This window comes from Nonomuraea sp. NPDC049129 (assembly GCF_040648495.1).
GTDB lineage: Bacteria > Actinomycetota > Actinomycetes > Streptosporangiales > Streptosporangiaceae > Nonomuraea.
In genome coordinates this window covers 74,493-97,804 of sequence record NZ_JBEZDU010000036.1, presented here as the reverse complement: position 1 = coordinate 97,804, position 23,312 = coordinate 74,493, and the positions used below count along the sequence as shown (strand labels likewise).

Sequence of the window (23,312 nt, the reverse complement as noted above, 5' to 3'; positions counted from 1 at the left end):
GCCCGCCCGGAACTCCGGATCAAAGCGCCGCCGCGTGACTGCTGCCACGACCAAACCTCTCCCGGTTCGGTCTCCACGCTATGAGGGGAAGGCCAGATGGAAGTCATAAGGTCTGTGACGCCTAATACATCAACCTGGCCTCATGCTTGCTCATGAGTGCACACGGGTGATCTCGGGCAGGACGGCGGCCCCGGTTTGGGAGCCACGTGGGGAGCCACCCGAACGGACGATCATGAACTGAGCCGTACGAGCCTGAACGGCAAGGCGACCTCCTACTGGCGCAGCGAACGGACCTGAATGGTCCTGAAGATCGTTTGGGGACCTTGTAAACAGAAGGTCAGGGGTTCGATTCCCCTCGTCGGCTCACAGGCGGGAGGCCCTCGCGATCTTCGCGAGGGCCTCTTGATTTCCCTATGGCGAGCTTCACCTGGTCTCCTCCCAGTGCGCTATCGCGTCTGGCGGCTATCCTCACGGTATGAGCGCTCAGCCTGTCCATCCACAAGTTCCTCGGGAGCCGCGGGTGCCGCGTACCGTCGACGGGATCGCCGACGCGCTTCAAGGTGGCCGGCGGATGGAGTTCTACCGCGAGCTCGGTACGGCGCCGCTGGATCAGGCTGAGGCGATCCTGCGCCGGTGGTGGTGTGAGGCGATGCTGGATACCGACCCCGAGGCCGAGCAGATTCGCCGGGCCGCAATGGACGGCACCTTGCCGGTCGTCACGATGGAGGACATCCTCGCTCGCCGTGAGCGGCAGGGCCTGCCGCTTGAGTGAGCATGAAGCGGAGGGGTGGCCCTGTTACTTCTCCGAGGGTGTTGCGGAGCTGTTGGCGGATCCCCAGATCAGCCCGGCGTTGTTCTCGGCGATCGCCGCGCTGTCCGTTGAGATCAATGAGACGAGGGGCGGGGTCCCTGGGCACACTGCTTCGCCCCAGTGGCCACAGCAGCGGAGGGTTCCACTCGGCAAGGATGGGATCCTGGGTGTCGCGGAGTACGCGCACGGAAGATCGAGCCTAGAGAATGCGCTTCCAGTAAGTGGAGAGGAATTTCCGGGCGATCTCCCGGTCCAACTTCAGGCTCGCGTGCTGGTCATGCCAGAGGCCCGTGAAGCCTCGTTGAAGGTCGTACGCGAATGTCCCCTGCTTGAGATTGAGCTCGACGGTCTTGTTGGGGAATGGGCCGAGCCACCCAGGCTTTCCGGCCAGATCCGCTTCGTTCCAGCGTGGCCCCAGGATGGGCCCGAGCGCCGCTACTGTTCTCTGTCTGTCGGGGGTCAATAGCGGTCGGTCGTTTACGACCGACATGTTTCCCTTGATGATGACGTTGTAGAGCATTTGGACGGTCTCGTCGAGGGTGGTTCGCGACCACCCATTACCGACGCTCGTACGTTCGCCGCTGCCGCCTTTCATGCCGTCGGTTATCTTCATCGTACGGCCCTTGGCCATGTCGAACTCGCGGCCGAACTGGCCAACCCGTTTCTGGAAGAAGAAGGGATTTCTTCCGTCCTCGGCGAACTTTGCGAGTGCGAAGATGGCGTTCGCAGGAGTGGTGATCATGACAATCCCGGTGGCCCATTTGACGTCATGCCACCGCTTGGCCGGGCTCTGCTTCCATTCTCTGCCCCTCAGGCTCGCATAGGGTGGGGCAGGCCAGGACCGAGCGGCGATACCCGCGCCGGTGCTGAGTGCGGCCATGCCGAAGCCCATCTCAGCGGCGTGCTTCCAATCCCAGCCGGCGCCGCTCGCCCATCCCGTGGTTGCCAGCACTGTTGAGCTCACCGCACCGCCGACCATGATCCGGGAGAATGCCCGCTCCCATGTGGCCGACTCCATGGCCTCGGCCAGGCCCGTGAGCGCGGGTCCGCCTCGGCGTAGCAATGCGGGCAGCGCGCCGTGCGCACCGGCCATCAACCCGCCGGCGAGCACTCCGTGCAACATATCCCGAACCAGCTTCCCGACATTGATGGTGCCGGTGGCGAACAGCTGGTCGATCGCGCTCAGTCCGCCGGAGTACATCGCGCCCAACGCTGCCTGACGGATGATCAGCAAAGTGATCCGCAGTACCTGGCCCTCGGTTCGGAGCAGCTTTTTCACCACGGCGTCGAGGAGGGGGCCGAGCCGGGGGGCCAGTAGCTTTGCAATGAGCATCAGTGCCACCACGAACGCCGCAGATGCCAGGAATCGCCGTCTGGCCTCCACGATCGCGTCGTAGCCGATCTGGCCGCTGTCGGCGAGATGCGCGCACCGCCGATGCAGGTCGGCCAGCTGCCCATTCTCGCCGTGCACCACTCGTGCGGTACGTCCGAACACAGCCGTGGCCAGCCCGGATCCGGCCCCGGTCACCCGCCCGGCCTGCCCGGCGACCTGCTCCTGGACGTCAGCGACCACGCGTCCCATCGTCGTCGCGGCATCCCGCAGCCGCGCCACACCGTCGAGATCACCATCCGGCCACGCGGACCCGACTCCTACAGATTCGAGGAACCAGATCGCCTGGCTCACGAAGTCAGGCGCTGGTGTGGTCGTCGGCAGACCGCTCAGGCTCAGCCGGGGCTTGTACACATCCGGATCCGTCAGCCATCCCGGGTACCCCTGCGCATACGGGATCTCGGTGGTCACCTCCTCGGCCTCGGCGTATCTGCTCCCGGCAATCATCCTGGCGTTCAAGTCCTCGGTTGCGGCATACCTGCACCCGGCGACGACCATCCCGGCTGCCATCGCGCGTAGCAGGTTCACCGCTCCGACCAGGTCTTTCAGCAGGTCGTCACGTAGTCGGGCGAACCCCGGCATGCCCGCCTCGGGATCGCCCTCGAACAGCGCCCGGCCTAGATCGTCCTGACCGAAGGGGCGCTCATCCACCGCCCGGCAGAACTCGTCCACGCCCTCGGCCAGATCATCAGCGGCCTTCCGGACGCCTTTCCCCGCGCTGATCCAGCTCTCCGGGTCGAATATCAGTATCCGCGCATGGGCCACATCGTCGGCGGCGATGTTCCTCATCTCCATGATCTACAGCAACCGCTCGCAATCACTAACGGAGCATCTACGCCGACGGATGGCGGGGCCGCCTTCACTGTCGGCCGGCAAGGCTCGATGCAGTGGTGGTTGATGCGCCTGGTCGCCTGGGTGGGGCTGGCGCGTGGGCCGGAGCCCCAACTCCCGTGACCGCGGCTACGGAGAATCCTGTACCCACAAAAACTGTGCGGAGGGGCATGTTCAGCATCCTCCTTTCAATAAGGCAGAAATGCGAGGCAAGCGATTCCCATATCGGATGTCGATGGTGCCGCCCAGGACGAATGCCACATAAATACACCATTTATACAGCCAGCAAGATCACGAGTCAATGCCCACTTGGTCCGGTCGCTACTTGGCCGTAGTCCTCACCCATATGACCGCCCCGACTGCCGGAATTGCGGCTACACCGCCGACCTCGCGAGGCGAGGAGGCCGCATGCGCCGGGTGCCGGCGTGGCGGTGTGGAGACGGTTCCCCAGCCTGCCCGCGTTCTTGCCAGGCTGCTGCTGCGTCTGGGCATCGCCGAGCGATGCGCGCTGGGCAAGTGGCCCTGCGGGTCCAGCGCGGACGTCACCCGCCGGGTGGCGGCGGGGGCGTACTAAATCCCATCTGCCACATGCGCGCCACAACAGAAGCAGCTCGTCCACGAGCACAGCGTCCGTGAGGGCCTTACGGAGCACCGTGTGGACGTGCTTTACGGTGTTCGCCGCCAGCGGGCCGCCCTAGGACCCCGCTGGACCTCGAAGCAAGAAGAACAGAGCCTCCGGCGGAAGCGCTCCGGCACCGAGGTGATCGCCACACGGCCTTGAACGTCGATGGGTGGCTTGGGGCTGATCACCTCGCACACCATCGACTCAGGCAAGCCCAGCAGACCGACTCTTCCGTATCAAGCCCGGCTCTGACCGCAGGACAACACATGATCGAGGAACGGCGACCGGCAAACGTACACGCCAAGCTGAGCTTGACACTCCGTCCCCTGCCCGTTGCCGCTACGCGGTGAGTCGACGGCATATGAAGCGGGAGCGATGAGCAGATCGAGGAGTGGACGGAGATCGCCTTCGACCTGGCTCCCGAGATCGCCGCCGCGTACGGCGTCAGCTGTACACCCTGACGCGCGAGACGAGGGCACGGGGAACCGGAGTGCTCGCGCTAACACCGGACACGACCGACCATAGGAGTTAAGGGGCAGAGAGGGCTCCAACCGCCGCCAGCAACTCGATGGGGAACTCCCGATCGGCTCGGCCGATGGCGAGCGCGACCCACCGGCCCGCTTCCGGTCGCCGCCAGACGAGCATCTGCCCGCTGAGCTGACACAGTTCGTCGATCGGTTCCGGGGCTGGGTCCTCGGCCCACAGGTACGGTTCCAGATCGACCGTCTCGGGGCTGCCCCAGCGTGCCGTCAGAGTGGTCTCCAGCTCCCTGTAAGCGGTGTCGATCGCCTCCTCAGCGGCTTCGACGGTCTCTTCACTGCGATCGTCCCAGAAATCCTGGCTGGCCTGGAGAACACGCATGTGGTAGCCCGGACCGCTGGATCGGTTTCCCACCCGTGCTCGCTCCTGCGGGAAGGGGAGGGAGAGCAGGTCCTTTATGATGGCGCATTGATCTTCGGTGGTCATGCCGTGAGAATAGTGAGACGGCCTGCGCAGGTGAGCCCTGCGCCGGGCGTCTCCGGCTGGGTGACCAGCTGGGTGACCAGCTGGGTGACGACGGCCACAGACGGGGCCGGACGGTCACGGACGACGAGGCGCGCTCGCCTGCGCCGAGGCCGCGGAAGCCGACGCTGTCGTCGTCGGCTCGCACACCGCCGCCCGCCAGCTCCTCGAGTGGCCATGGCACCCGCTGGCCGGGCTGTCCCTTCCCATGATCATTTGGACGGTACGGCCGGCGCACACGCGGACGGTCGTCGAGTAGGTCGCGGCCGTCGTCGCCGCGCAGGCGGCCGGCGTGTCCGGTGCGGACCAAGCCGGAGATCGCGACTGTTGAGACCGGGGAACCGGGCAGGTCGTCGAGCGCACGACGGGCCCCAGGCTCAGCGCCACTGAAGCTGCCACGTGATGTCGATCTCCGCGGTGTCGAGACCAAAGGCAAGCCGATTTCGGGGAGGCCCCGTGAGCCTCCCGTACGTGCTCGGGGGCGCGTTTGGTGTGGATTTGACGGCCCTTGAAAGTACGCCGGGCCAGCGACTACGGTCTGCGGATGATCGCTTTGCAGGACATCCTTGCCGATGCGGCTAGCGGACATATGCCCCAGCCCGGGGCTGGCCCCACGATCGTCCCGCAGCCGTCCCCGCGTGACGCGGGAGTGATCGCCTTCACCGCCCACAATGTGATCTACGCCGACCTCGATGAGGACTGGATCAGATCTCGGCTTCCCGACGGCGACCTGTCGGCGCCACTGAACCCGCCCTTCCTCATGGAACTAGAGGAAGCTATGGGGCGGAAAGTCAACAACATCGACATGCTCGCTGTGGCTGCCCCCTGCGTTGGTCCTCCGCCGATCGAACTGGTCGAGGTCACGGATGCCGCCCATCCTCGTGTCCGGCGCGCCCATCGCTATCGGGACGATGTACGCGTCTGGACCTGTCCAGGAGGTTTGCTGGTCATCGGACGAGGCGTCGCCGCTCGATGGGAGGTTGCGATCGAGGTCGACCCTTCCAGCCGAGGAGGCGGTTTGGGCCGAACCCTCGCCCGCGCCGCCAGGCATCTCATCACGCACCCTCTCTGGGCTCAAATCGCCCCGGGCAATGCGGCGAGCGTCCGAACATTCCTCGCCGCCGGCTACGTTCCGATCGGCGCGGAAGCGCTTCTCGTCCCACCCTCCTCATTCGGGCGGCACACTCCATGATCCGGAAATATCCGGAACGATCGGTGGCGTGCGTTCCGGCTGAGCAGATACTGCACCGTCGAGAATCAGCACACTGGATTCGATCACGGTTCGGTGGGACGGCGGGCAGCGCCGGTCGTCCCGCGGATGATGAGGTGGTTGATGGCGCTCTCAGGGACCTCAGGCACGGGCTGGTACGGTCAGGCCGGCGTCGGTACGGGGGCCGGGCGCCACTGTTCGGAGCCGAAGACCTCGTAGCGGATCCGCTCGTCCGGTACGCCGCGGCGGTGCAGGCCGGCCCGGACCATCTGCATGAACGGGACTGGACCGCACAGGTAGACATCCGCCTCGGGGTGCAGGGGGATCGCGTCGGTGTCGATGAAACCGGTGAAGGCATCCGGCGCGTCCGGGACCGTCTGCTCGTACCAGACGAGGTTGCGGAAGGACAGCAGCCGGGAGCCGTTGGCGATCATGTCGGCTCGTAGCGGGTGGCGTTCCATACTGCGGTCGGCGTGCACGGCCGTGACGTCGCGGGTGGGCTGGGTGCGCCGTCGGCCGGCGTGAGGATGAACGACGCTGTGTCGTGCGCCTCGGTGCGCCGACCACCGTGTACTGCTCCGGGCGGATGCCCAGGGGGCAGTGTCGCTGTGCGATGCGCTCCACGATGTGGTCGAAGACCGGGGCGTCCGGGCCGGCGCCGACCAGGTGCCCGGCGAACGCGGCGACCGCACCGGCCAGCGCGTGCTTCTGCTCGCCGGTCGCCTGCGCGCTGCGGCTGTATCGGGTCGCCGTCGCAGTCGACGACCTCGGTCCCGCCCTCCAGTTCGCGTACGAGGCCGCCGATCGAGGCAGTGCGGGCCGTGGCGGCGAGGCGTACCCCGCCACTGCGACCACGGACGGTCTCCAGCAGGCCCAGGTGCTGCAGCCGCGCCGCGCCCTGGCCCAATCTCGGCTTTGCGCTGGTGCGTAAATTGCGCGTGCATCGGACGGCAAGCGGCCCACCTGACGCTGTACGCCATGGAAGCCAACACAGCGACATGCAAGATGTGCAGCAATCAGCCCATCCAGGAGTACAACGGAAAGAACGGGCTGGAGCGGGCCCTACTCTGCAGGGAGCACGACGACGAGGCCAAGTACCCCAAGAAGTGGTGCGACGGTTGTCCTGAGCGCACGACGCTGCTCACCGTGGGCAAGGAAGAGTACGTCGAGATCATCAGATTCACCGTGAAGCCCACGACGATGACCTCCGTCTGGGGTCCGTGGACGTTCTCCGAACTCTCCTTCTGCAAGCCCTGCTCCGTCGCGCAGACGTGCCGGGCCTGCTGCACTCCCGCCTACCTGGCGGAGTCCAAGACCCCCTTGCGGGGGGCCAAGCTGCTGGCCGAGAACGACGCCCGGTGCGCGTTCTGCGCTTCCGGCCCGGCCTTCGACGTCGAAGCCTGCGTCAAGGACGGACTGTTCTGGATCCGTTCGTGGTTCGAGAGTAAGAAGGAGACCTTCCCCAAGGAGATCCCGAACTTCAGCGTCAAGGTGGTGCCCGCGAACGTCATCCTGGCCGAGGGTCACGGGCTGGGTGAGAAGGGCACCCTGCTGGGCCTGTGCAAGGCTCAGGGTGTGGACAACAAGATCACCAGCTACACGATCTTTGTTCTCAACGGGATGCGCAAAGCGGCCTTCATGGAGACCCTGGTCCACGAACTCACCCACATCTGGCTCTACGAGAACAAGCTTTCTAAAAAGCCCTACGTGGAGGGCTTCTGCAACTTCGTCTCCATCAACTACCTGCTGTCGCTCGGCAACGACGAGGACGCCGGGCGCCGCAAGAACTTCATGATGGCCAACCCGAACGCCTTCTACGGGGGCGACATGAAGGCCTACCTGCTGCAGGCGAAAGCACCGGCATTCAACCCGTTCACGAACCTGCGGAGCGCCCAGGACATCAAGTGACCGCTCCGGCGAGGGCCTGGGTCGCACTACCCGGCCCTCGCCTGACTCGCAAGGTGAGTGCCCTAGCTGGCGCGGGGAGGCCGGCTAGGCGTACTAAACCGCCAGACCTGAGTTGATCTCGGCGAGCAGTTGGGTGGCTTTCGTGTAGCGGATGAGGTTGTCCAGCGTGGGTGGCTGGGTGAGGGTGGCCTGGGCGTGGCGGACGGCGTCACCCACCGTCGTCAACCCCAGGGCGCGCGCGGTGAGAGTGTCGACAGCGGTGTCGGCGTTGATCCGGCGGGTGGCCAGGTTGAGCTGGGTGGCCAGGAGTTCGGCCAGCAGCGTGCGCGGCTGCGTCACCGGCAGCGTGAGGACCGCGGAGGACTCCGGCCGGGAGAGCATGCCGTCGGCGGCCGAGCCGTCGGTGCCGTCGAAGCGGCTGTCGGTGGCCTGGACGCGGGCGAGTGTCTCGGCGGTGCGCAGGTCGGGCCGCAGTGCCCAGAACGTGACCAGCTTGGGGTCGTGGCTCGGGGAGACGGTCGTGATCCGGGTTTCCGCCGTAGCGGTGACAGGGCTGATCGGGCACGGGCCCGAGCCGGCGACGCTCAGCGAGACCGGTACGGTGACCTTCGCCCCGTTCAGGAGCAGCAGGCTCGGTCGCGCGGTGAACGCGATCGTGCCGGTTCCGGTGCGGGCGGGCAGCGTGCCGGTGTTCCAGCGCAGCGTGGTGGTGCCGTCGGCGTTCCTGGTCACGGAGCCGGGACGGGGTCCGGCGCTCTGGTCGAGCGCGGTGCTGTAGTAGACGCCGGCGGGCAGCGTCGCGGTGAGCGTGGCAGCGGGCGCGGGGGCGCCACCGGTGTTGCGGTAGGTCAGGGTATAGGCGGCGGCCTCGCCGGCGTTGACGGTGGCGGGCGCGGTGGCGTCCACGCCGATCAGCGGCTTTCGTACGGTGGTGGACGCGTCGGCGGTGTTGTCGGAGAGGGTGCCGGTTTCGGCGTATCCGCGCTCGTTGGTGCCGGACACGGTCGCCTTGTTGGTCAGGACGGTTCCGTCCGCAGTCGTACAGGGGATTTCGTAGGTGAATGTCTCCCGTGCGGAGTCCCCCGTCTTGATGTCGGACGTCGTACGGCGGACGACGGTGCCGTCAGGCATCGTGTCGTCGATCTTCACTGCCGTGGCGGTGGCGGGTCCCTTGTTGCCCACGCTCACGGTGTAGGTGAGTGTGTCGCCCGGAGAGGCGTCCTGCCTGTCCACGGTCTTGGTGGCGGTGAGGTCGATCGGTGGGTTGAGACTCGCCGCGGCCTCGGCGGTGATCTCGGTGTCGCCCAGGCCGAGTACGCCCTTGTGCGCGCCGTCCTCGAACCACAGGCTCTCGCGGAAGTTGAGGTTCAGGTGCTCCCAGTCGTTCCATGAGATCAGGGTCTGGCCCAGTGAGACGGGACAGGATTTGGTGTCGGGGCCCAGGATGATGTGGTTGACGTCCCCGGACTGGCCCGTCGCTTTGATGCCGTCGCCGTTCCAGTCGACCGGTTTGTTGGCCGGCGTGGTATTCCAGACGCCTCCCAGCCCGTACACGACGGTCCGCCCGCCGGCCCCTGGCACGGCGTCGCCCACCTCGTCGAGCCCGTTGTTCTCGGCCATGGGGGCGCGCTCTTGGGGCTGGTAGTCCAGGGGGCGGGTCGCGGTGGATGCCGTGGGGAACTGGTAGGAGTAGTTCATGACGCTCAGGTAGTTCGGCTTGCAGTTGATGCTGTCTATGCCACCGTGCTGGAGCCCGAGCGTATGGCCGAGCTCGTGCAGGAACGTGCCCGCCTCTGCCGCCACCTGGCCGCCGTTGTCGGTTATCCGCTTGTTGTCCCAAACACCGAGTGTGATGACGAAGTCGTTGCCGCCAGGCAGGGCGATGCGGCCGAGGCGGGAGGCGTCGACGGTGAACTGGGAGTCGTCTCCGACCTCGGCCTGCCCCGACGTGGTGCCGAGCCCGGTCAGCCCGTGCGCCGACAGGGCATAGCGGAACACCAGCCGCTTGGCGCCCAGGATGTTCTCGCAGTTGCGTGAGAGCCGGTCGAGCACGTCGCCGAAGTTCCCGTCGCAGGGCAGATCGGGGTCGCCGAACTTGAGGTCGGCGAAGTCGTTCAACGCGCCCGGACTGTCGGTGTCGAAGGAGATCCGCTCCACCTCGGCGGCCCGCTCGCCGGTACGTACGTGCAGGGTGATGCCGTGCGCCGCGAAGGCGGCCACCACCTGGGCGATGGCGGTCGGGTCGAGCTCCCTGGAGCGCGGGCAGTACGACGCCACGCAGAACATCGCGTCCAGCTCGACGAAGATGTCCTTCCGGTTCGGGTCGGCGTTGTACGGGGGCTGGTTCAGCGCGAGGTCGACCGTGCCGTCCTGGTCGTAGTCGATGCCGTTGGTCTCCCAGTCGTCCAGCAGCCCGTCCTGGTCGGAGTCACGGCCCGTGTGCACCTTCAGCTGGGTGGCGCACGTGCCGATGGTGGTGTCGCCCGACAGCGTCGAGGTGATCTTTATCCGTACGCCGCTCGCCTCGCCGAGGCCTTCGCCGTACGCCGGCGGCAGGTCGAACTCACCCTGCACCAGCCCTGTCTCGGCGGATAACAGCTGCCGGTAGAACGGCGTGGTGTGCCAGTAGTGGAACCCGGCCTCAACCGTGGCGGTGAACCACCCGCTCTCCTGGCTGTCGTTGACAAAGGTGATCCTGGCCCGGGGCCGCCCGCCTTCCGCGACCGAGAGGGGCGAGCTCCCGAGGAACTCACAGTCACCACGGACCGACCCTGCGGCGTGCCCTGGTGGGGCACCGAGCATGACGGCGACGACGGTCAGTACGAGCGGCATGATCACCCGGCGGATACGCATGGACCGAGTGTCGACGCACATCTCGGGGACGCCATGAGTAACCCCTACTCAGAAATTGCCCCGCCCCGGTCCTGCGCGCCGGGGTCAGGTGTGAAGCAGCTCCGTGAGCGGCCCGCGCACATCGGCGGGATACAGGTTCAGCTGGTCATACGATTCGCCCCTGAGGTCGGCCCACGCCTTTATGCCTGCTGGGTCTAGCGGGGGTTGCCGGACAGGTGCTGCACGTTGGGCGTGCGCCCATGGCGGGCGGGTGACATCTCCCTGCGGCGGGCCGCCAAGATGGCCAGCACCGCCAGCAGGGCGGTCACGGCAACCGACGCCCCGAGCGCGATCCACGTGGCCGGGTCAGGGTGGATCAGCGACTGGCCGCGCAGCGCCTGCCACGCCGTGATGGCGAACAGCGCGGCGTAGCCCACGATGACGACCCCGGTCAGCTGGGCGCGGGCGCGTTCGCCACGCAGCCAGCTGACCCGGGCCGCGAGGGCGGTGAGAACCAGCACCGCGAGGACGAACACCTGCATGGAGTGCAGGCTGATGAAGTGCGGAACGCGCAGGTCGCCACCCACGGTGCTCCAGTTCGTGATCGGCATGCCGTCGCCGTCGGGCACCCCCACCCCGTGGCCCCCGACCAGCGGGACCGGGTTCCCGTAGGCATCTTCGGCCATCCGGGGCGTCCTGTTGGCCGTCCCGACCATGAAGGACGCCAGCCCCATGCCCATGACGGCCAGCCCGATCCCGGCACGCAGGGCCCAGGTAAGTGCCGGTTCACCGATCCGCTGGAACAGCAGCATGATGGCGATGAGCAGGTTCGCCCCGAACAGCCCGACCACGCCTGTGGAGAAGACCACCTGTCCGATCGTGTTGAACGTGTCGGCGCCGGTGTTGAAGTGGCTGTAGGTGCCGCGAGCGGCCTGTACCGCGATGAAGCCGACGTCGATCATCCCGGCGACGGCCAAGGCCGTTCCGAGGTTCCACATCGTGCGCTTCGCCTTGCGAAGCTTCGGCAACAGCCAGGCGAGCGTCGCGCCATGGATGACGAACGACACCCCGAACTTCAGCGGCTTCACCCAGATCGACTGCTGCATGAGCTCGCGGCCGTCTGTGAGGAGGCCGAAGAGCGCGACGACGATGAGCGCGGACATCGCCGCCACCATGATCATCAATGGTCGATGCCACGACCGCACTTCGGTTAACGAGAAGGACATCGGGTCCTCCGATCGGGCCGGTGCGTACGGTGTATTAAGTGTCATGCGTACAGAGTAGCTACGCAGGGCATGAAAGCCGCACTATTCTGCGCTTAAGACAAATAAAGTGAACTAGTGTTGTAGCGATCGAACTAGTACACTGTAGCGATCTCACCAAACGAATCGGGGGCACATGTCGTCGTCAACGCAGCGACCGGACCCGCCATACCGGCGGATCGTCGCGGAGATCCGTACTCGGATCCTGACCGGCGACCTGCGGCCCGGCGAGCGGATGCCGTCCATCCGGCAGATCGCCCAGCGATGGGGCGTCGCGGTCGCGACCGCGACCAAAGTGATGGCGACGCTCCGCGACGACGGGCTGGTCGAGACGAAGGTCGGTTCTGGCGCGGTGGTCAGCGCACGCGCGGCCCGGCAGCAGCCGACCGCCCCGAGCGCGTCACTGAAGCCGCGTCAGGGCGGCATCACCAGGCTGAACCGGAAGCAGGTTCTCCGCACCGCCATCGCGACCGCCGACGCCGAGGGACTCGACGCCGTCTCCATGCGTCGGCTCGCGGCCGAACTCGGCGTCGGTCCGATGTCGCTGTACCGGCACGTGGCGAACAAGGACGAGCTGGTGACGCAGATGGTCGACGAAGCCTTCGGCGAACCGGATCTGCCCGTCCCGGGGCCGGAGGGGTGGCGAGCCAAGCTCGAACTGATCTCCCGCAGTCAATGGGAGCTGTGCCGGCGACACCTCTGGCTGCCGAGGGCCATCTCGTTCACTCGCCCGTCGCTCGTCCCCAACATGATGGAGCACACAGAGTGGACCCTGCGCGCACTCGACGGGCTCGGGCTGCCCGCGGCGACCGGGATCCAAGAGGCGCTCACGCTGCACACCCTGGTCCTCACCATCGCTCTGTCCATGGCGGATGAGGTCGAAGCGGAGCAGGAGACCGGCGTGACGCTCGACCGGTGGTGGCTGGCCCAGCGGAAGCGAACCGACGAACTCCTCCACAGCGGACGCTTTCCACTGCTGGCCGCGATTCCCGAGGAAGTGGCGTCGGACCTGAACGGACTGTTCGAGTACGCCCTCGCGCGCCATCTCGACGGTTTCGCCGTCTTGGTGGAGGGCCGCGGCGGGGGTTAAAGCTCACTCAGCACTTGCATGGCATCCCGCTCGATCCGCGAAAGGTCGTGGAGGATGGCGCCGGCCTGCTCAAGCTGCGCCGCGTCGCCGCTCTCTCCGGCCTTCGCGATCGAGTCGGCCACGCTCGTCCACAGCGCGGCGGCCTCGGCGTACAACCGGTGACCGGTGCGCAGGCGGTCATCGTCGATGAGGTCGGCGCACTCGGCGAGGAAGTCACGATAGAGGGCGCGGAATAGGGCGCCGCCGGTGCCGGCCTTCTCCATGAGTACGGCGGCTTGCGGTAGGTCACGCCGCGGATCGTCCGTACGTAGCAGCCACTTGGGCACCTGGATTGCGGCTTTTTCGATGCCGCGGTGGCCCAGGTTCGCGATGGGAGGGGTCAGGAAGGCGTCGGCGCAGGCTTTGATCGCGGGGATGATCTGGTCCTGCCAGGAGGGCGCGTGCGCCGGCAGGGTGATGGAGAACGAGCGGTTCCTGGCGGTCATCGGGCCTCGTTCGGCCCTCGCCATGGCCAGGCTGTTCCGGCTCGTACGTACGGCCCCTCCCTGCTGCGCGGTGTCCACCAGGTAGGCATCGTGCTCGTCATAGCCGTACATGGCGACGATGTGGCCGCCGAAGTGCACCTTGGACTGGAAGTAGGCCAAGTGGAAGGAGTCGAGCTGGAGGCCGACCGGTCGACCGGCGTCGAGCTGGGCGGCCACGTTCTCCCACGCCTTGCGTAGTGAGGTGGTCTCATCGACCGACAGCGTCAGCCCGAGCCTGGCAGCCAGGTTTCTGGTGAGTTCAAAGGGCTTGACGCGCCCGCCGAGGAAGGGGAACGGCATGCTTTTGCTGTCCCAGTAGATGAAGGACAGGCCCGAGCCGAGCCCGAACAGCATGGGCTCGGACAGATCAAGTCCCTCATGCCGCAGCAACACTCCCAGGGCCGTCGTCTCGCAGTGCTGCAGGCCACGGCCCTCGATGCCGTGCACGGTGGTCATGTCGCTCTCCTCGGTAGCCGGGCGATCGGTGTGTGCAGCATGGGGTCTCCCACAGAGGAAGAGTCAAGCCGTCAGCGCAAGAGACCGGGAGCGGTGGGTGCGCTGAACGTGCCCTCCCTGCGTACCGTGTGCCAGCGCAGCCGTACGCCCAGCACCGCGGTCGCCAATGACTGGATCACCACGAGGTACAAGAGCTGGCGGTAGACGAACTGCTGCAAAGGGAGCACCCACAGGGCCGAGGCGCGCTCGCCGTCCAGGCGGAGCGCGTACCAGCCGGTCACCGCCTGCACCGCGACGAACCCGGCCCACACCGCGACCACCGGCAGGGGATCGCCCACGGCCGTGCTGTAGATCGCCATGAGGTCGACGACGGGTGCGAGCAGCGGCAGCAGCACCTGGAACAGCGCCAGGTAGCCGAGGCAGCGGCGACCGAACGGGTCCTGGTCGAGGACGGCGCGGCGATGCTTCCACATCGCCTGCATGGTGCCGTAGCACCAGCGGTAGCGCTGCTTCCACAGCTGGCCGAGCGTGGTCGGGGCCTCGGTCCACGCCAGGGCCTTCTCTTCGTAGACCACCCGCCATCCGGCCCGGCACAGTGCCATCGTGAGGTCGGTGTCCTCCGCCAGCGTGTCGATGCTGACGCCGCCCAGGGCCACCAGCGCCGAACGCCGGAACGCCCCGATCGCGCCGGGTACGGTCGCCATGCAGTCGAGCTGCTCGAAGGCACGCCTGTCGAGGTTGAACCCGATGACGTACTCGATGTGCTGCCAGCGGCCGATCATGCCGCGCCGGTTGCCGACCTTGGTGTTGCCGCTCACCGCACCGACCGTGGGGTCGGAGAGCTGGCGTACCAGGTGGCCGATCGTCGCGGGTTCGAAGACGGTGTCGCCGTCCACCATGATGATCAACTCGTGCCCGGCCGCCGCGATGCCCGTGTTGAGCGCCGCGGGTTTGCCGCCGTTGCGCTGCCGGATCACCCGTACGTTGGCCAATCCCAGCCCGGCGGCCAGTTCGGCGGTCTCGTCGGTCGAGCCGTCGTCGATGACGAGGATCTCCAACTGGCCCTGGTAGGTGGTGTCGGCCAGTGAGCGTACCGTCGCCTGGATCCCCGCCGCCTCGTTGTAGGCGGGCACGATCACCGTCACGGGCGGGTCCGCCGGCCACGCGGGCGCGCGCCCTCTTCGCCGCTTTCCACCTCTGGTACGGCGGGCATGCACCCACGCGAGTACGGCGAAGAAGACCAGTCGCGCCAATGTGAGCGCGCCCGCGGCGACGAGCACCCACGACAGGGCGTCGGTGAACCATCCGGATACGCGCTGTGCCACGTTCAAGGCCGAGCCGACGAACCGGTCCACTCCGCCGGCCTGCTGCTGTGCCGGTGGCATGCCGAGGGCCTTGGTCACCGTGACCGCCCGGTAGCCCTTGCCCGCGATCTCCTTCAGGACCAGATCGACGGCCTCGACGGTCTGCCGCCTGTCGCCACCCGAGTCGTGCATCATGACGATCGCGCCCCGGCCCCCGGCCGGAAGCGACGAGGTCACGATCTTCCGCGTGCCGGGGCGGCTCCAGTCCTTGGTGTCGAGATCCGTCAGCGTGACGAGGTACCCCTCGGCCGCCACTGCCTTCATGCTCTCCCATTGCGGGCCCGTGATCGCTTCGGGAGTGGAGGAGTACGGCGGGCGGACCAGAGCGGTGTGCAGCCCGGTCGCTCCCGCCAGGGCCTTCTGCGTCAGGGACAGCTCCAGCCTGAGCCGCCATCCGGGAACCGTCGCCAACTCGGCGTGCGTGTAGGTATGGCTGCCCAGCTCATGGCCTTCCGCGACGATCCGCCGAGCCAGATCGGGGTATTTCGCGACCTTCGAGCCGACGACGAAGAACGTCGCCTTGGCACCGTGCTTCTTCAGGGCGTCGAGCACCGCCGGCGTCCAGGCGGGGTCCGGGCCGTCATCGAAGGTGAGAGCGATCGTCTTGTTCGGCAGGTGCGCGCTGGAGGGCTCGCTGCCCGTGAGGTTCAGCACGGGTCCGCCCCGCCGCATCTCCGCCAGCTGTGCGGAAGGGTGGTCGGTGGCGGGCGGAGCGGCGCGAGTCTCGCCGACGACGTTGGTCACGTACCCGTTGAGTACGAGGGCGCCGGCCGCCAGCAGCATGCCGATGGCCAGCAGGAACCAGTGCCCTCTTGGGTCGGCTCGTTTGGCGGAAGGGGGCGTGGGCGCGATCGGTCGGTCCTGCTCAGCCTGGGCCGAAGTGGGATCCTGCCAGGCGGCGACCGCCGGACGCGGCCAGACCTGCTTGCCCTGGTCGGCCAGGTCGCTCACTTCTTCGGCCCCTTGGTCCGGTCCGGGTCGAGCCCCGGCGGCGTCTTGTTCTGGCCCGGGGGTAGGTCGGTGGGCTCGACTGTGGGCCCGACCGTGGGCTCGGTGGTCGGCTCCGGTGCCGGTTCCGTGCTCGGCTTCACGCTGGGCGACGACGACGGGGTCCGTACGGTCGCAGGGTCCTGCGACCGTACGGCGGACCGGGTGCTGCTTGGAGTGGGCCGCGACGAGATGCGGGTCACCGAAGGGGTGGGTCGCTTGGTGCGGCTCGTCCGAGGCGTCGGTGAAGGGTCGGGCGAAGCCGTGCTGCCCATCCCGCCCTTCTGATCGCCCGGCCACCCGGTCACCGACAGCGTCGTGTTGGAGAACAAGCCGCCGATGACGACGGCGAGCAGCGCGAGGGCCAGCACGCCGGACGCGATCGAGCCGATCATGATCAGCCGTCGCCGGCGACCGCTCTGGTCGACGAAGACGGCTGTCGTGTGGTGATGCTCAGGGGACACATCGGGAAATGGTAGTGACCAGATGTAACTTGTGGGGAAATAGTGTGATTTGGACAGGGTGCTTAGCGGTGTCTGAGTCGTACCGTGGCGCGGAAGCCGTCGTTGAGGCGGCCGCCTTCGGTGGCGGTGACCGGGACCATCGTCCACGGCTGGTCTGGGCCGAGCAGGGTCGAGTATGCCGGAACAAAGCCCTGGTCGAGCAGGGAGACGGCGAAGTCTGTCGACACGCGGCCCAAGGCGTCCAGGGCCGCCATGCCGTGGCACGCTCTACGCCGGTTGCGTGATCCTCCCCATCGATCCGGTGCTGTCGCCGGAGCTCCGTGACTCTATGACCAGCGTGGCGCGCTTTCTGGTCCGCGCGGACGGCCTCTTCGAGCCTGGGCAGACCCGGCCGATGGCCGTCCCGGACCAGGTGGCGCCGCTTGCCGAGCCCGCCAAGCTGGACGCCCGCTCGCCCGCGTACCTCTGCTTCACCTCCGGCAGCACCGGGCGTCCGAAGGCGGTGCTGGGCGCGCACGACTCGCTGGCCCATTTCTTCCGCTGGCAGCGGGACACCTTCGAGGTCGGGCCGGGCGACCGTATGGCGCAACTGACGAGCTGGTCCTTCGACGTGGTGCTGCGCGACATCTTCACCTCGCTGATCAGCGGCGCCACACTCTGCCTGCCGGGATCGCGGTCGCGGGACGCCGGACGGGTCTTCTCGTTCGCGCGGACGTACGGGATCACGCTGGTTCACACGGTTCCGTCGCTGGTCCGGCGGTGGCTGGCGACCGCCGCCGTGGACACCGCCGTGCCGACCCTGCGGGTCGCCTTCTTCGCCGGGGAGCCGCTGCACGCGGAGCTGGTGAACGACTGGCGCGGCCGGGTGGCGCCCGGCTGCCGGGTGGTCAACCTGTACGGGCCGACGGAAACCACCCTTGCCCAGTGCGCTTTCGAAGTGCCCGACGAGCCGGGCACCGGCCCGTTGCCGGTCGGGCGGCCGTTGCCCGGGTGCTCGGTCGGCGTACTGCGGCCGGGGTCCTGGGAGCCCGATGATGTCGGCGAGGTGGTGCTGACAACGCCGTATCGGTCACTGGGCTACCTCGGCACGGACAGTACGTTCGAGACGGGTCCCACGGGTGAGCAGGTGTACCGCACCGGCGACCTGGGGCGGTGGGACGAGCGAGGGTTGCTGCATCTGCTCGGCCGACTGGACCAGCAGGTCAAGGTGCGCGGAGTCCGGTTGCGACTGCCAGAGATCGAACGGGTGCTGCGCGGTGTGGCCGGCGTCCGGGAGGCCGCCGTGGTCGTCGCGGGCGATGCACGGCTTGTCGCCTATCTCGTGGGGGAACCGGCCGTGCCGCCGGTTCGGGTGTTGCGGGAGGCGGTTCTGCGGGAGTTGCCGGCCGCGGCGGTTCCGGATGAGTTCGTCGTACGTACGGACCTGCCACTGCTGCCGAACGGCAAGATCGACCGCACGGACCTGCGCTCCCAGGCCAGCGCCCCGGCCCCGGCCTTGGCCCCGGCCTCGGTTAAGCCCAGCGAATCTGGGGGGAACGTGCTGGTCGTCGAAACCTGCCGACGGGTCCTGGGCGTCGAATCGATCTCGCTCACCGCGGATCTCTTCGAGCTCGGCGTCGATTCGATGTCCGCGATGGAGATCGCCGCCCGGCTGGAGGACGCGCTGGAAGCGGAGATCCCGTACGGTCTGGTCTTCGACCACCCCACCGTCGAAGAGATCTCCCGCTACCTCGCCGACCGGAGCCTCGGGTGACCGGCCCGATCACCCCGTCGTGGACTCAGCGCAGCCGCCTGCTCCGGCTGGTCGAGGACGCGGAGGCCGGGCTCTACCGGCCGCAGCACACGATCTCCGCGTTGCGCGTACGCGGTTCACTGGACCTCTCCGCGCTGAACCTGGCCTGGCTCCGGCTGCAACGGCGGCACCCGATCCTGCTCACGTCCTTCGACCCGCACAAGCCGTTGTGGCGGCTGGACCCGGCCGACCCGGTTGACCTGGTACGGCTGCCGCGCCTCGCCGACGCTCGGCAGGCGCTGGTGCGGGAGGCCGAGCGGCCGTTCGACATAGAGCGGGGACCGCTGACCCGGCTGGTCGCCATCCCGCTTCCGGATGCCGCGGAGACGCTGCTCGGGCTGGTGACCGACCACCTGGTCTCTGACGCGTGGTCGCGGCGGATCCTCCTGGGCGACCTGTACCGCCTCTACGACCTGGAGATCGGTGCGTCGACCGGGAACCTGCCCCCGGCGCCGGCCGCGTACGTCGGCTGGGTGGAACGCCAGAACGACTACCTGGAGTCCACAGCCGGCCTCAACCTGCGCCGGAAGCTCGCTCGGCACGTTCTCCTCCCCGACAGGGGGCCTGCTGACCGGGGGACCGTCGAGCGGAGGCCCGTCGGCCGCGGGACCGCCGACCAGAGGACCGCCGACCAGGGGCCTGCTGACCAGGCCGATGTCCCGCGGATCGAGCGGCAGCTCGACGTGGACTCGTACGAGCGCCTGCTGCCGGCCGCGAAGCGGTTCCGGCTGACCCGGCTCCAGCTCGTCCTGGCCGCCCTGGACGCGGCGTCGGCCGAACTGGGTGATCATTTCCCCGCCGCGACGATCATGGCGGTCGCCGGTCGTCCCCGCCCCGACCTGCACGGCTCGGTGGGCTGGTTCGCCGACCAGGTCGCCGTCGTCAACCGGGGCAGGCATGCCGACCCAGAGGAGCAGCTGCGGTCGTTCCGCGAGGCGGTCGTCGCGGCGCTGGACTCGGCGCGCGTTCCATGGGCGCTGGTCGTCGCGGACACCGTGCCGGAATGGTTCACCCACTCGATGTCGCTGCCGTACATCTCGTTCAACGCCCAGCCACGGCGGATGGGCCCCGCCCTGCGCCAGGCCGCCTTCGCCGGCACCGAGATCGAGGAGTTCCCTGTCCACCTCGGCCGGCCGGACGGGGCTCTCCTGACGTACTGGTCGGAAGACGACGTCGGCGGCCTGCGGGCGGCCCTGCGGTACAAGCCCGAACGCTACAGCGAGGCGGACGTCCTCGCGCTCTGGGAGAGCACCATCGCAAACCTCGACCGGTTCGCCGAAAGCGCGGGCCGGACAGTTGGGAGCGGCGACGGATGAGGTTGTTCGTCATCGGCATAGTTAGGAGTGCGGGCCAGTGAGGTTGTTCGTCATCGGTGCGGACCCGCGCCGCGAGTGGGCCTTTTCCGCCTGGCTGCGCGCCGGCCTGTCGGTCACCCTCGCGGACGGGGTCAGCGGCGGCGGTTTCGAGCACGCCGTCGATCGTTTCCATCCGGTCGAGGTCCGCGATGAGAAGGCCGATGTGGAGTCGCTAGTACGGATGGCGGCCAGCCACGACGGGGTGACCACGCTGGCCGAGGGATCGCTGATCACCGCCGCGACAGTGGCGCGGGAACTGGGCCTGCCGGGTCCGGGAGTCGGCGCGGCGCGCATCGCCCGCAGCAAGATCCGCCAGCGCTGGGCCGGTCAGCGGCACGGCCTGACCGGCCCCCGGCACTCGGCCGTCACCGGCCCCGACGATCTCGTCCGCTTCTTCGCCGCCGGAGTCCAGGCCGCGGTGCTGAAGCCGCCGGACGCCTCCGCGAGTGCCGCCGTGTTCGCCGTACACAGTGTCGAAGAGGCGCTGGACCGGTGGCCGCGAGTACGGGCGATCTCGCCGAGCCGTACCGGCATCGTGGAGGAGTACCTGCCCGGAGCGGAGGCGAGCGTCGAGGCCGTGGTGCGGGGCGGCGAGCTGGTCTTCTGCTCGCTGACCCGCAAGCAGACAGGTGGCCCTACCGGCTTTCTCGAAGTCGCCCACACCACCGACCAGGCCGAACGCCCCGACGCCGCCGTCAGCGCGCTCGTCCACGACCTGATCGCCGCCTGGCAGGTCGAATCGGCCATCTTGCACGTCGAGGTGAAGCTCGACGGCGGCCGCCCCGTCCTGCTGGAGGGGACGATACGACCGGCAGGCGACTACATCACCGAACTGGTGTCCGCGGTGCATGGCCGCGACCTCTACCTCGACCAGGCGCACCTGGCGCTGGGCCGGCCGCTCGCGGCGGACCGCCCACCCCGCGCCCGCCGGGCCGAGGTGCGCTTTCTGCTGGCCTCCGGCATCGTCCGCCGGAACGTCGCCCCGGTGGAGGTGCTCGCCGGCCTGCCGGACGTCAAGATCGTCCGGCAACTCGCCGCGGCCGGCTGCCGCCTTCCGCCACTGACCGCGAACTGGGCCAGGGCCGGGTACGCCCTCGGCTGGTCCACGGACGACGGCGAGTCGCTGACCGGCCAACTCCGGACGGCGGTCACCGATCTCGGCAAGCTGATGGGCACGCCGGAACTGGCCTGACTATAGGACGATCTCGGGATCGAGCTGACATGGGTCTTTCGGCGGCGAGGTTCAGTACCGGGAGTCTTTCCAGTCGTCCGGTCCCGCTGTCTCGTCGGCGGAGGGGACCGCGATGTCTGTCTTGGCGCCCCACCCGGTCAGGCGAGCGTCGACGACGTGGGAGATCAGGCGCTTGCCGAGCCTTCGGGCAGGGAGGTACGGACCCTGCGCACCAACTGGTCCTCTCCGAGCCACAGCCGCCACGAGAGTTCGGTCTTTGCGTACTTCCCGTCGTGCTGAGCCCGGAACGCGGCCGACGCCTTGTAAAGCTGGCTGAAAGTGAGCGTCCCCTGGTAGACAGTAGTACGGGTGTTGTCGTAGGTGCCGCCGGGTCGCTTGATATCAGTTGTGCCCAATATCGCCTTCAGCGTCTCTGGACCGGCGAGATCGATCCCGCCGGAATGCAGGAAGGGACGGGTCTTCTCGTCCTCGGAGAGGAGCACCCAGGTCTTCCCCTCGGGAGCGGGACTGATCCAGCCCTGGCAGTCCGTCCGGCCTTGAACGTGAGGAACGCGGGGGATCGTCAGGGGTCTCGGGGCTGGCGACGTCCCTGACGTCGGTGCCGGTCACTCCGGCCTTGCCGAACTCGGCTTGGGTCTTTTTCCGATAGCTCGTTCTTCCCCGGTTTCCAAGACCTCTGGGAGGTTGTCTCTGAACCTGCACCGTTGATCAGTCAGCTGTAGTTGGGGAGTGCACACTAGTGGAGCTGAATTGCCGATGGGCCCATGGGGCAATTCATCGCACATCACGGACGGAAGCGATCGTTTCCCGTCAGCCAGGAGGGCCCGTGGGGCTTTCTAGCAACCGGTGAACGCAACAGTCGGATGATGGCCAGCCCAGCGCCTTGCCGTGATGAGATGGAGATCATCCTCTGTGATGATCAGCGCATGAAACGCATGAGCGTCGTGCTGGTGGTGGCCAGCCTGCTGAGCGTCACGATTCCCGGCGGCGCCGTGCGCGCGGCACCCGAATCGGAGACTCTCGACTCGGTCGTTAAAGCGATCAAGAAGCAGTTCGCGAAGAAAAGCAGCGTGCGCTTCTCCGTCAAGCGACGCGGCGGGCCCCCAGCCACCTGGGACATCAGGGCGTCCGGTGCGTACCGCTTCAGTGCTTCAGGCGTGTACGCCACCGAAACCACGACGATCTCCCATGAACCAGGAGGGACAGGCCGGTCCCGGGAAATCAGCATCGGCCCGGACTTCTACTCGCAGGCCTACGTGCGTTCCAAAGACGGCAAGTACACCTGGAAGTCGCCTTCGACAGTGGGGAAATGGACCTACGGCGGGCGGAACCTCCCCGGGGTCATCTGGGGAGAGGACCTGATCAACGGGATCAACCCGGGCTTCCTCAAACTGGGCGCCTCCCACGGAACAACCAGCACCGACGGCGGAACTTTCGAGGGAGCGAAGACGACCCTTCACAGTGGCACGGTGACGGTTCCCAAGCTGGATGAGAGGCAGGCTGGGATGTACTTCGGCACCCGGGAGGAGGAGTTCGTGTATGGCGGGCCGATCACCTGGAAACTCTGGGTAGGCCCGGACCATCTGCCGCGACGCTTCCACGCCATCATGAGGTTCACCCGGCCGGAGGGCGGCGACACCTACACCATGACGATGAACATCATCTACCGAGGATGGGGAAAACCTGTCAAGATCACGGCCCCGCCCAAACACCTCATCACCGACGACTGGTGATCAACGAGTGGCGGAACGGCACACTCAACGTACCCACCAAGGTTCTGCATAGTTGTCGCGCAGATCGATGTAGGAGCGATCTGGGCGGCGACGGCACCGCCTCGTGGGCAACGGCGCGCTCTCAGGCGGCCTGCGGAGTGGATGCCGGCCTCCGGGTCCACGCCTGCGGCCTTTTCCTGGTCAACCGCCTGGTCATGAGCGTGATCGCGGCTACGGTCAGGTGAGCTTCGCTGTGCGAGGGCTTGCGCTCGAAGATCACGTTGCGGCGGGCGTTCATCATCCAGGGGTGCGTTCTTTCGACGATCCTTCGCCTCGCGAGTACTTTGAACCCGGTCTGGCCAGGCCGTTTGGTCACGATCTTCAAGGTGAGGCGGAGGAAACGGCGGACCCAGCCCACCAGAACCCCGGCGTAGGCGCTGTCGCCCCATATCAGCGTCAACTGTGGATGCAGCATCCGCAGCCGGGCCAGCACTTCCCGGGCGGCAGT

The 23,312-nt window shown here is 67.6% G+C and carries 21 protein-coding genes; 9 read left to right on the top strand and 12 right to left on the bottom strand.

The features are described 5' to 3' along the window. Positions 1–475 precede the first annotated feature (475 nt). On the top strand, positions 476–772 hold the full coding sequence (locus AB0B64_RS54870; RefSeq protein WP_358202440.1) for a hypothetical protein: 297 nt from the start codon (positions 476–478) through the stop codon (positions 770–772). Positions 773–1,010: 238 nt separating this feature from the next. Here the strand turns inward: AB0B64_RS54870 and AB0B64_RS54865 are convergent, their stop codons facing one another. Further along, positions 1,011–2,990: a sugar transferase gene (locus AB0B64_RS54865; protein ID WP_358202433.1), complete on the bottom strand. Its 1,980-nt coding sequence runs from the start codon at positions 2,988–2,990 to the stop codon at positions 1,011–1,013. Between the two features lie 475 nt (positions 2,991–3,465). Here AB0B64_RS54865 and AB0B64_RS54860 point away from each other — a divergent pair, with 475 nt between their 5' ends. Further along, positions 3,466–3,606, top strand: a complete 141-nt coding sequence (locus AB0B64_RS54860) for a hypothetical protein (protein WP_357959611.1) — start codon at positions 3,466–3,468, stop codon at positions 3,604–3,606. A gap of 576 nt (positions 3,607–4,182) precedes the next feature. Here AB0B64_RS54860 and AB0B64_RS54855 read toward each other — a convergent pair. Beyond that, a complete protein-coding gene (locus tag AB0B64_RS54855; RefSeq protein WP_358202417.1) occupies positions 4,183–4,620 on the bottom strand; it encodes a hypothetical protein in 438 nt (145 codons plus the stop codon). Between the two features lie 580 nt (positions 4,621–5,200). Here AB0B64_RS54855 and AB0B64_RS54850 point away from each other — a divergent pair. Beyond that, entirely contained in the window at positions 5,201–5,848 is a 648-nt protein-coding gene (locus tag AB0B64_RS54850; RefSeq protein WP_358202409.1) for a GNAT family N-acetyltransferase, read from the top strand. A gap of 179 nt (positions 5,849–6,027) precedes the next feature. Here the strand turns inward: AB0B64_RS54850 and AB0B64_RS54845 are convergent, their stop codons facing one another. Together AB0B64_RS54845 and AB0B64_RS54840 are read right to left on the bottom strand one after the other, a co-directional pair. Further along, on the bottom strand, positions 6,028–6,300 hold the full coding sequence (locus AB0B64_RS54845) for a hypothetical protein (RefSeq protein ID WP_358202404.1): 273 nt from the start codon (positions 6,298–6,300) through the stop codon (positions 6,028–6,030). Next, positions 6,297–6,866, bottom strand: a complete 570-nt coding sequence (locus tag AB0B64_RS54840) for an Rrf2 family transcriptional regulator (protein ID WP_358202395.1) — start codon at positions 6,864–6,866, stop codon at positions 6,297–6,299. Before AB0B64_RS54840 ends, AB0B64_RS54845 begins: the two co-directional genes overlap by 4 nt. Between AB0B64_RS54840 and AB0B64_RS54835 the strand changes: the two genes are divergently transcribed. Then, positions 6,845–7,774: a hypothetical protein gene (locus tag AB0B64_RS54835; RefSeq protein WP_358202390.1), complete on the top strand. Its 930-nt coding sequence runs from the start codon at positions 6,845–6,847 to the stop codon at positions 7,772–7,774. The genes AB0B64_RS54840 and AB0B64_RS54835 overlap by 22 nt on opposite strands. Positions 7,775–7,867: 93 nt before the next feature. On the opposite strand, the gene AB0B64_RS54830 is transcribed toward AB0B64_RS54835, so the two are convergent. Continuing rightward, positions 7,868–10,627, bottom strand: coding sequence for a CARDB domain-containing protein (locus AB0B64_RS54830; RefSeq protein WP_358202385.1), 2,760 nt, complete (start codon positions 10,625–10,627; stop codon positions 7,868–7,870). 194 nt (positions 10,628–10,821) lie between these two features. Continuing rightward, a complete protein-coding gene (locus AB0B64_RS54825) occupies positions 10,822–11,787 on the bottom strand; it encodes a hypothetical protein (protein ID WP_358202380.1) in 966 nt (321 codons plus the stop codon). 217 nt (positions 11,788–12,004) lie between these two features. Between AB0B64_RS54825 and AB0B64_RS54820 the strand changes: the two genes are divergently transcribed. Then, the gene (locus AB0B64_RS54820) at positions 12,005–12,958 is read left to right on the top strand and encodes a GntR family transcriptional regulator (protein ID WP_358202372.1); all 954 of its coding nucleotides are present in this window, start codon (positions 12,005–12,007) and stop codon (positions 12,956–12,958) included. Here AB0B64_RS54820 and AB0B64_RS54815 read toward each other — a convergent pair. From AB0B64_RS54815 to AB0B64_RS54800, 4 genes are all read right to left on the bottom strand, one after another. Further along, positions 12,955–13,938 carry a BtrH N-terminal domain-containing protein gene (locus AB0B64_RS54815; RefSeq protein ID WP_358202366.1) on the bottom strand — a complete coding sequence of 328 codons (984 nt, stop codon included), beginning with the start codon at positions 13,936–13,938 and terminating at the stop codon, positions 12,955–12,957. The genes AB0B64_RS54820 and AB0B64_RS54815 overlap by 4 nt on opposite strands. A 71-nt stretch (positions 13,939–14,009) precedes the next feature. Continuing rightward, on the bottom strand, positions 14,010–16,253 hold the full coding sequence (locus tag AB0B64_RS54810; RefSeq protein ID WP_358202356.1) for a bifunctional polysaccharide deacetylase/glycosyltransferase family 2 protein: 2,244 nt from the start codon (positions 16,251–16,253) through the stop codon (positions 14,010–14,012). Then, complete coding sequence (locus AB0B64_RS54805; protein WP_358202347.1) at positions 16,250–16,753, bottom strand: hypothetical protein; 504 nt, start codon at positions 16,751–16,753, stop codon at positions 16,250–16,252. The genes AB0B64_RS54810 and AB0B64_RS54805 overlap by 4 nt, the downstream gene beginning before the upstream one ends. A gap of 62 nt (positions 16,754–16,815) precedes the next feature. Beyond that, positions 16,816–17,007, bottom strand: a complete 192-nt coding sequence (locus tag AB0B64_RS54800; protein WP_357959637.1) for a hypothetical protein — start codon at positions 17,005–17,007, stop codon at positions 16,816–16,818. A gap of 26 nt (positions 17,008–17,033) precedes the next feature. On the opposite strand from AB0B64_RS54800, the gene AB0B64_RS54795 reads away from it, so the two are divergent. Genes AB0B64_RS54795 through AB0B64_RS54785 form a run of 3 tightly spaced genes read left to right on the top strand, consistent with a single transcriptional unit; the run spans position 17,034 to position 21,092 of the window. Then, a complete protein-coding gene (locus tag AB0B64_RS54795) occupies positions 17,034–18,506 on the top strand; it encodes an AMP-binding protein (protein WP_357959640.1) in 1,473 nt (490 codons plus the stop codon). Next, a complete protein-coding gene (locus AB0B64_RS54790) occupies positions 18,503–19,861 on the top strand; it encodes a condensation domain-containing protein (protein WP_357959643.1) in 1,359 nt (452 codons plus the stop codon). The genes AB0B64_RS54795 and AB0B64_RS54790 overlap by 4 nt, the downstream gene beginning before the upstream one ends. Before the next feature lie 37 nt (positions 19,862–19,898). Then, complete coding sequence (locus AB0B64_RS54785) at positions 19,899–21,092, top strand: ATP-grasp domain-containing protein (protein ID WP_357959646.1); 1,194 nt, start codon at positions 19,899–19,901, stop codon at positions 21,090–21,092. Positions 21,093–21,256: 164 nt separating this feature from the next. On the opposite strand, the gene AB0B64_RS54780 is transcribed toward AB0B64_RS54785, so the two are convergent. Continuing rightward, positions 21,257–21,574, bottom strand: a complete 318-nt coding sequence (locus AB0B64_RS54780) for a hypothetical protein (RefSeq protein WP_357959649.1) — start codon at positions 21,572–21,574, stop codon at positions 21,257–21,259. 414 nt (positions 21,575–21,988) lie between these two features. Here AB0B64_RS54780 and AB0B64_RS54775 point away from each other — a divergent pair, with 414 nt between their 5' ends. Beyond that, positions 21,989–22,825, top strand: coding sequence for a hypothetical protein (locus AB0B64_RS54775; protein WP_357959652.1), 837 nt, complete (start codon positions 21,989–21,991; stop codon positions 22,823–22,825). Positions 22,826–22,946: 121 nt separating this feature from the next. Here the strand turns inward: AB0B64_RS54775 and AB0B64_RS54770 are convergent, their stop codons facing one another. Beyond that, positions 22,947–23,297, bottom strand: coding sequence for a hypothetical protein (locus AB0B64_RS54770; protein WP_357959655.1), 351 nt, complete (start codon positions 23,295–23,297; stop codon positions 22,947–22,949). Positions 23,298–23,312 lie beyond the last annotated feature (15 nt).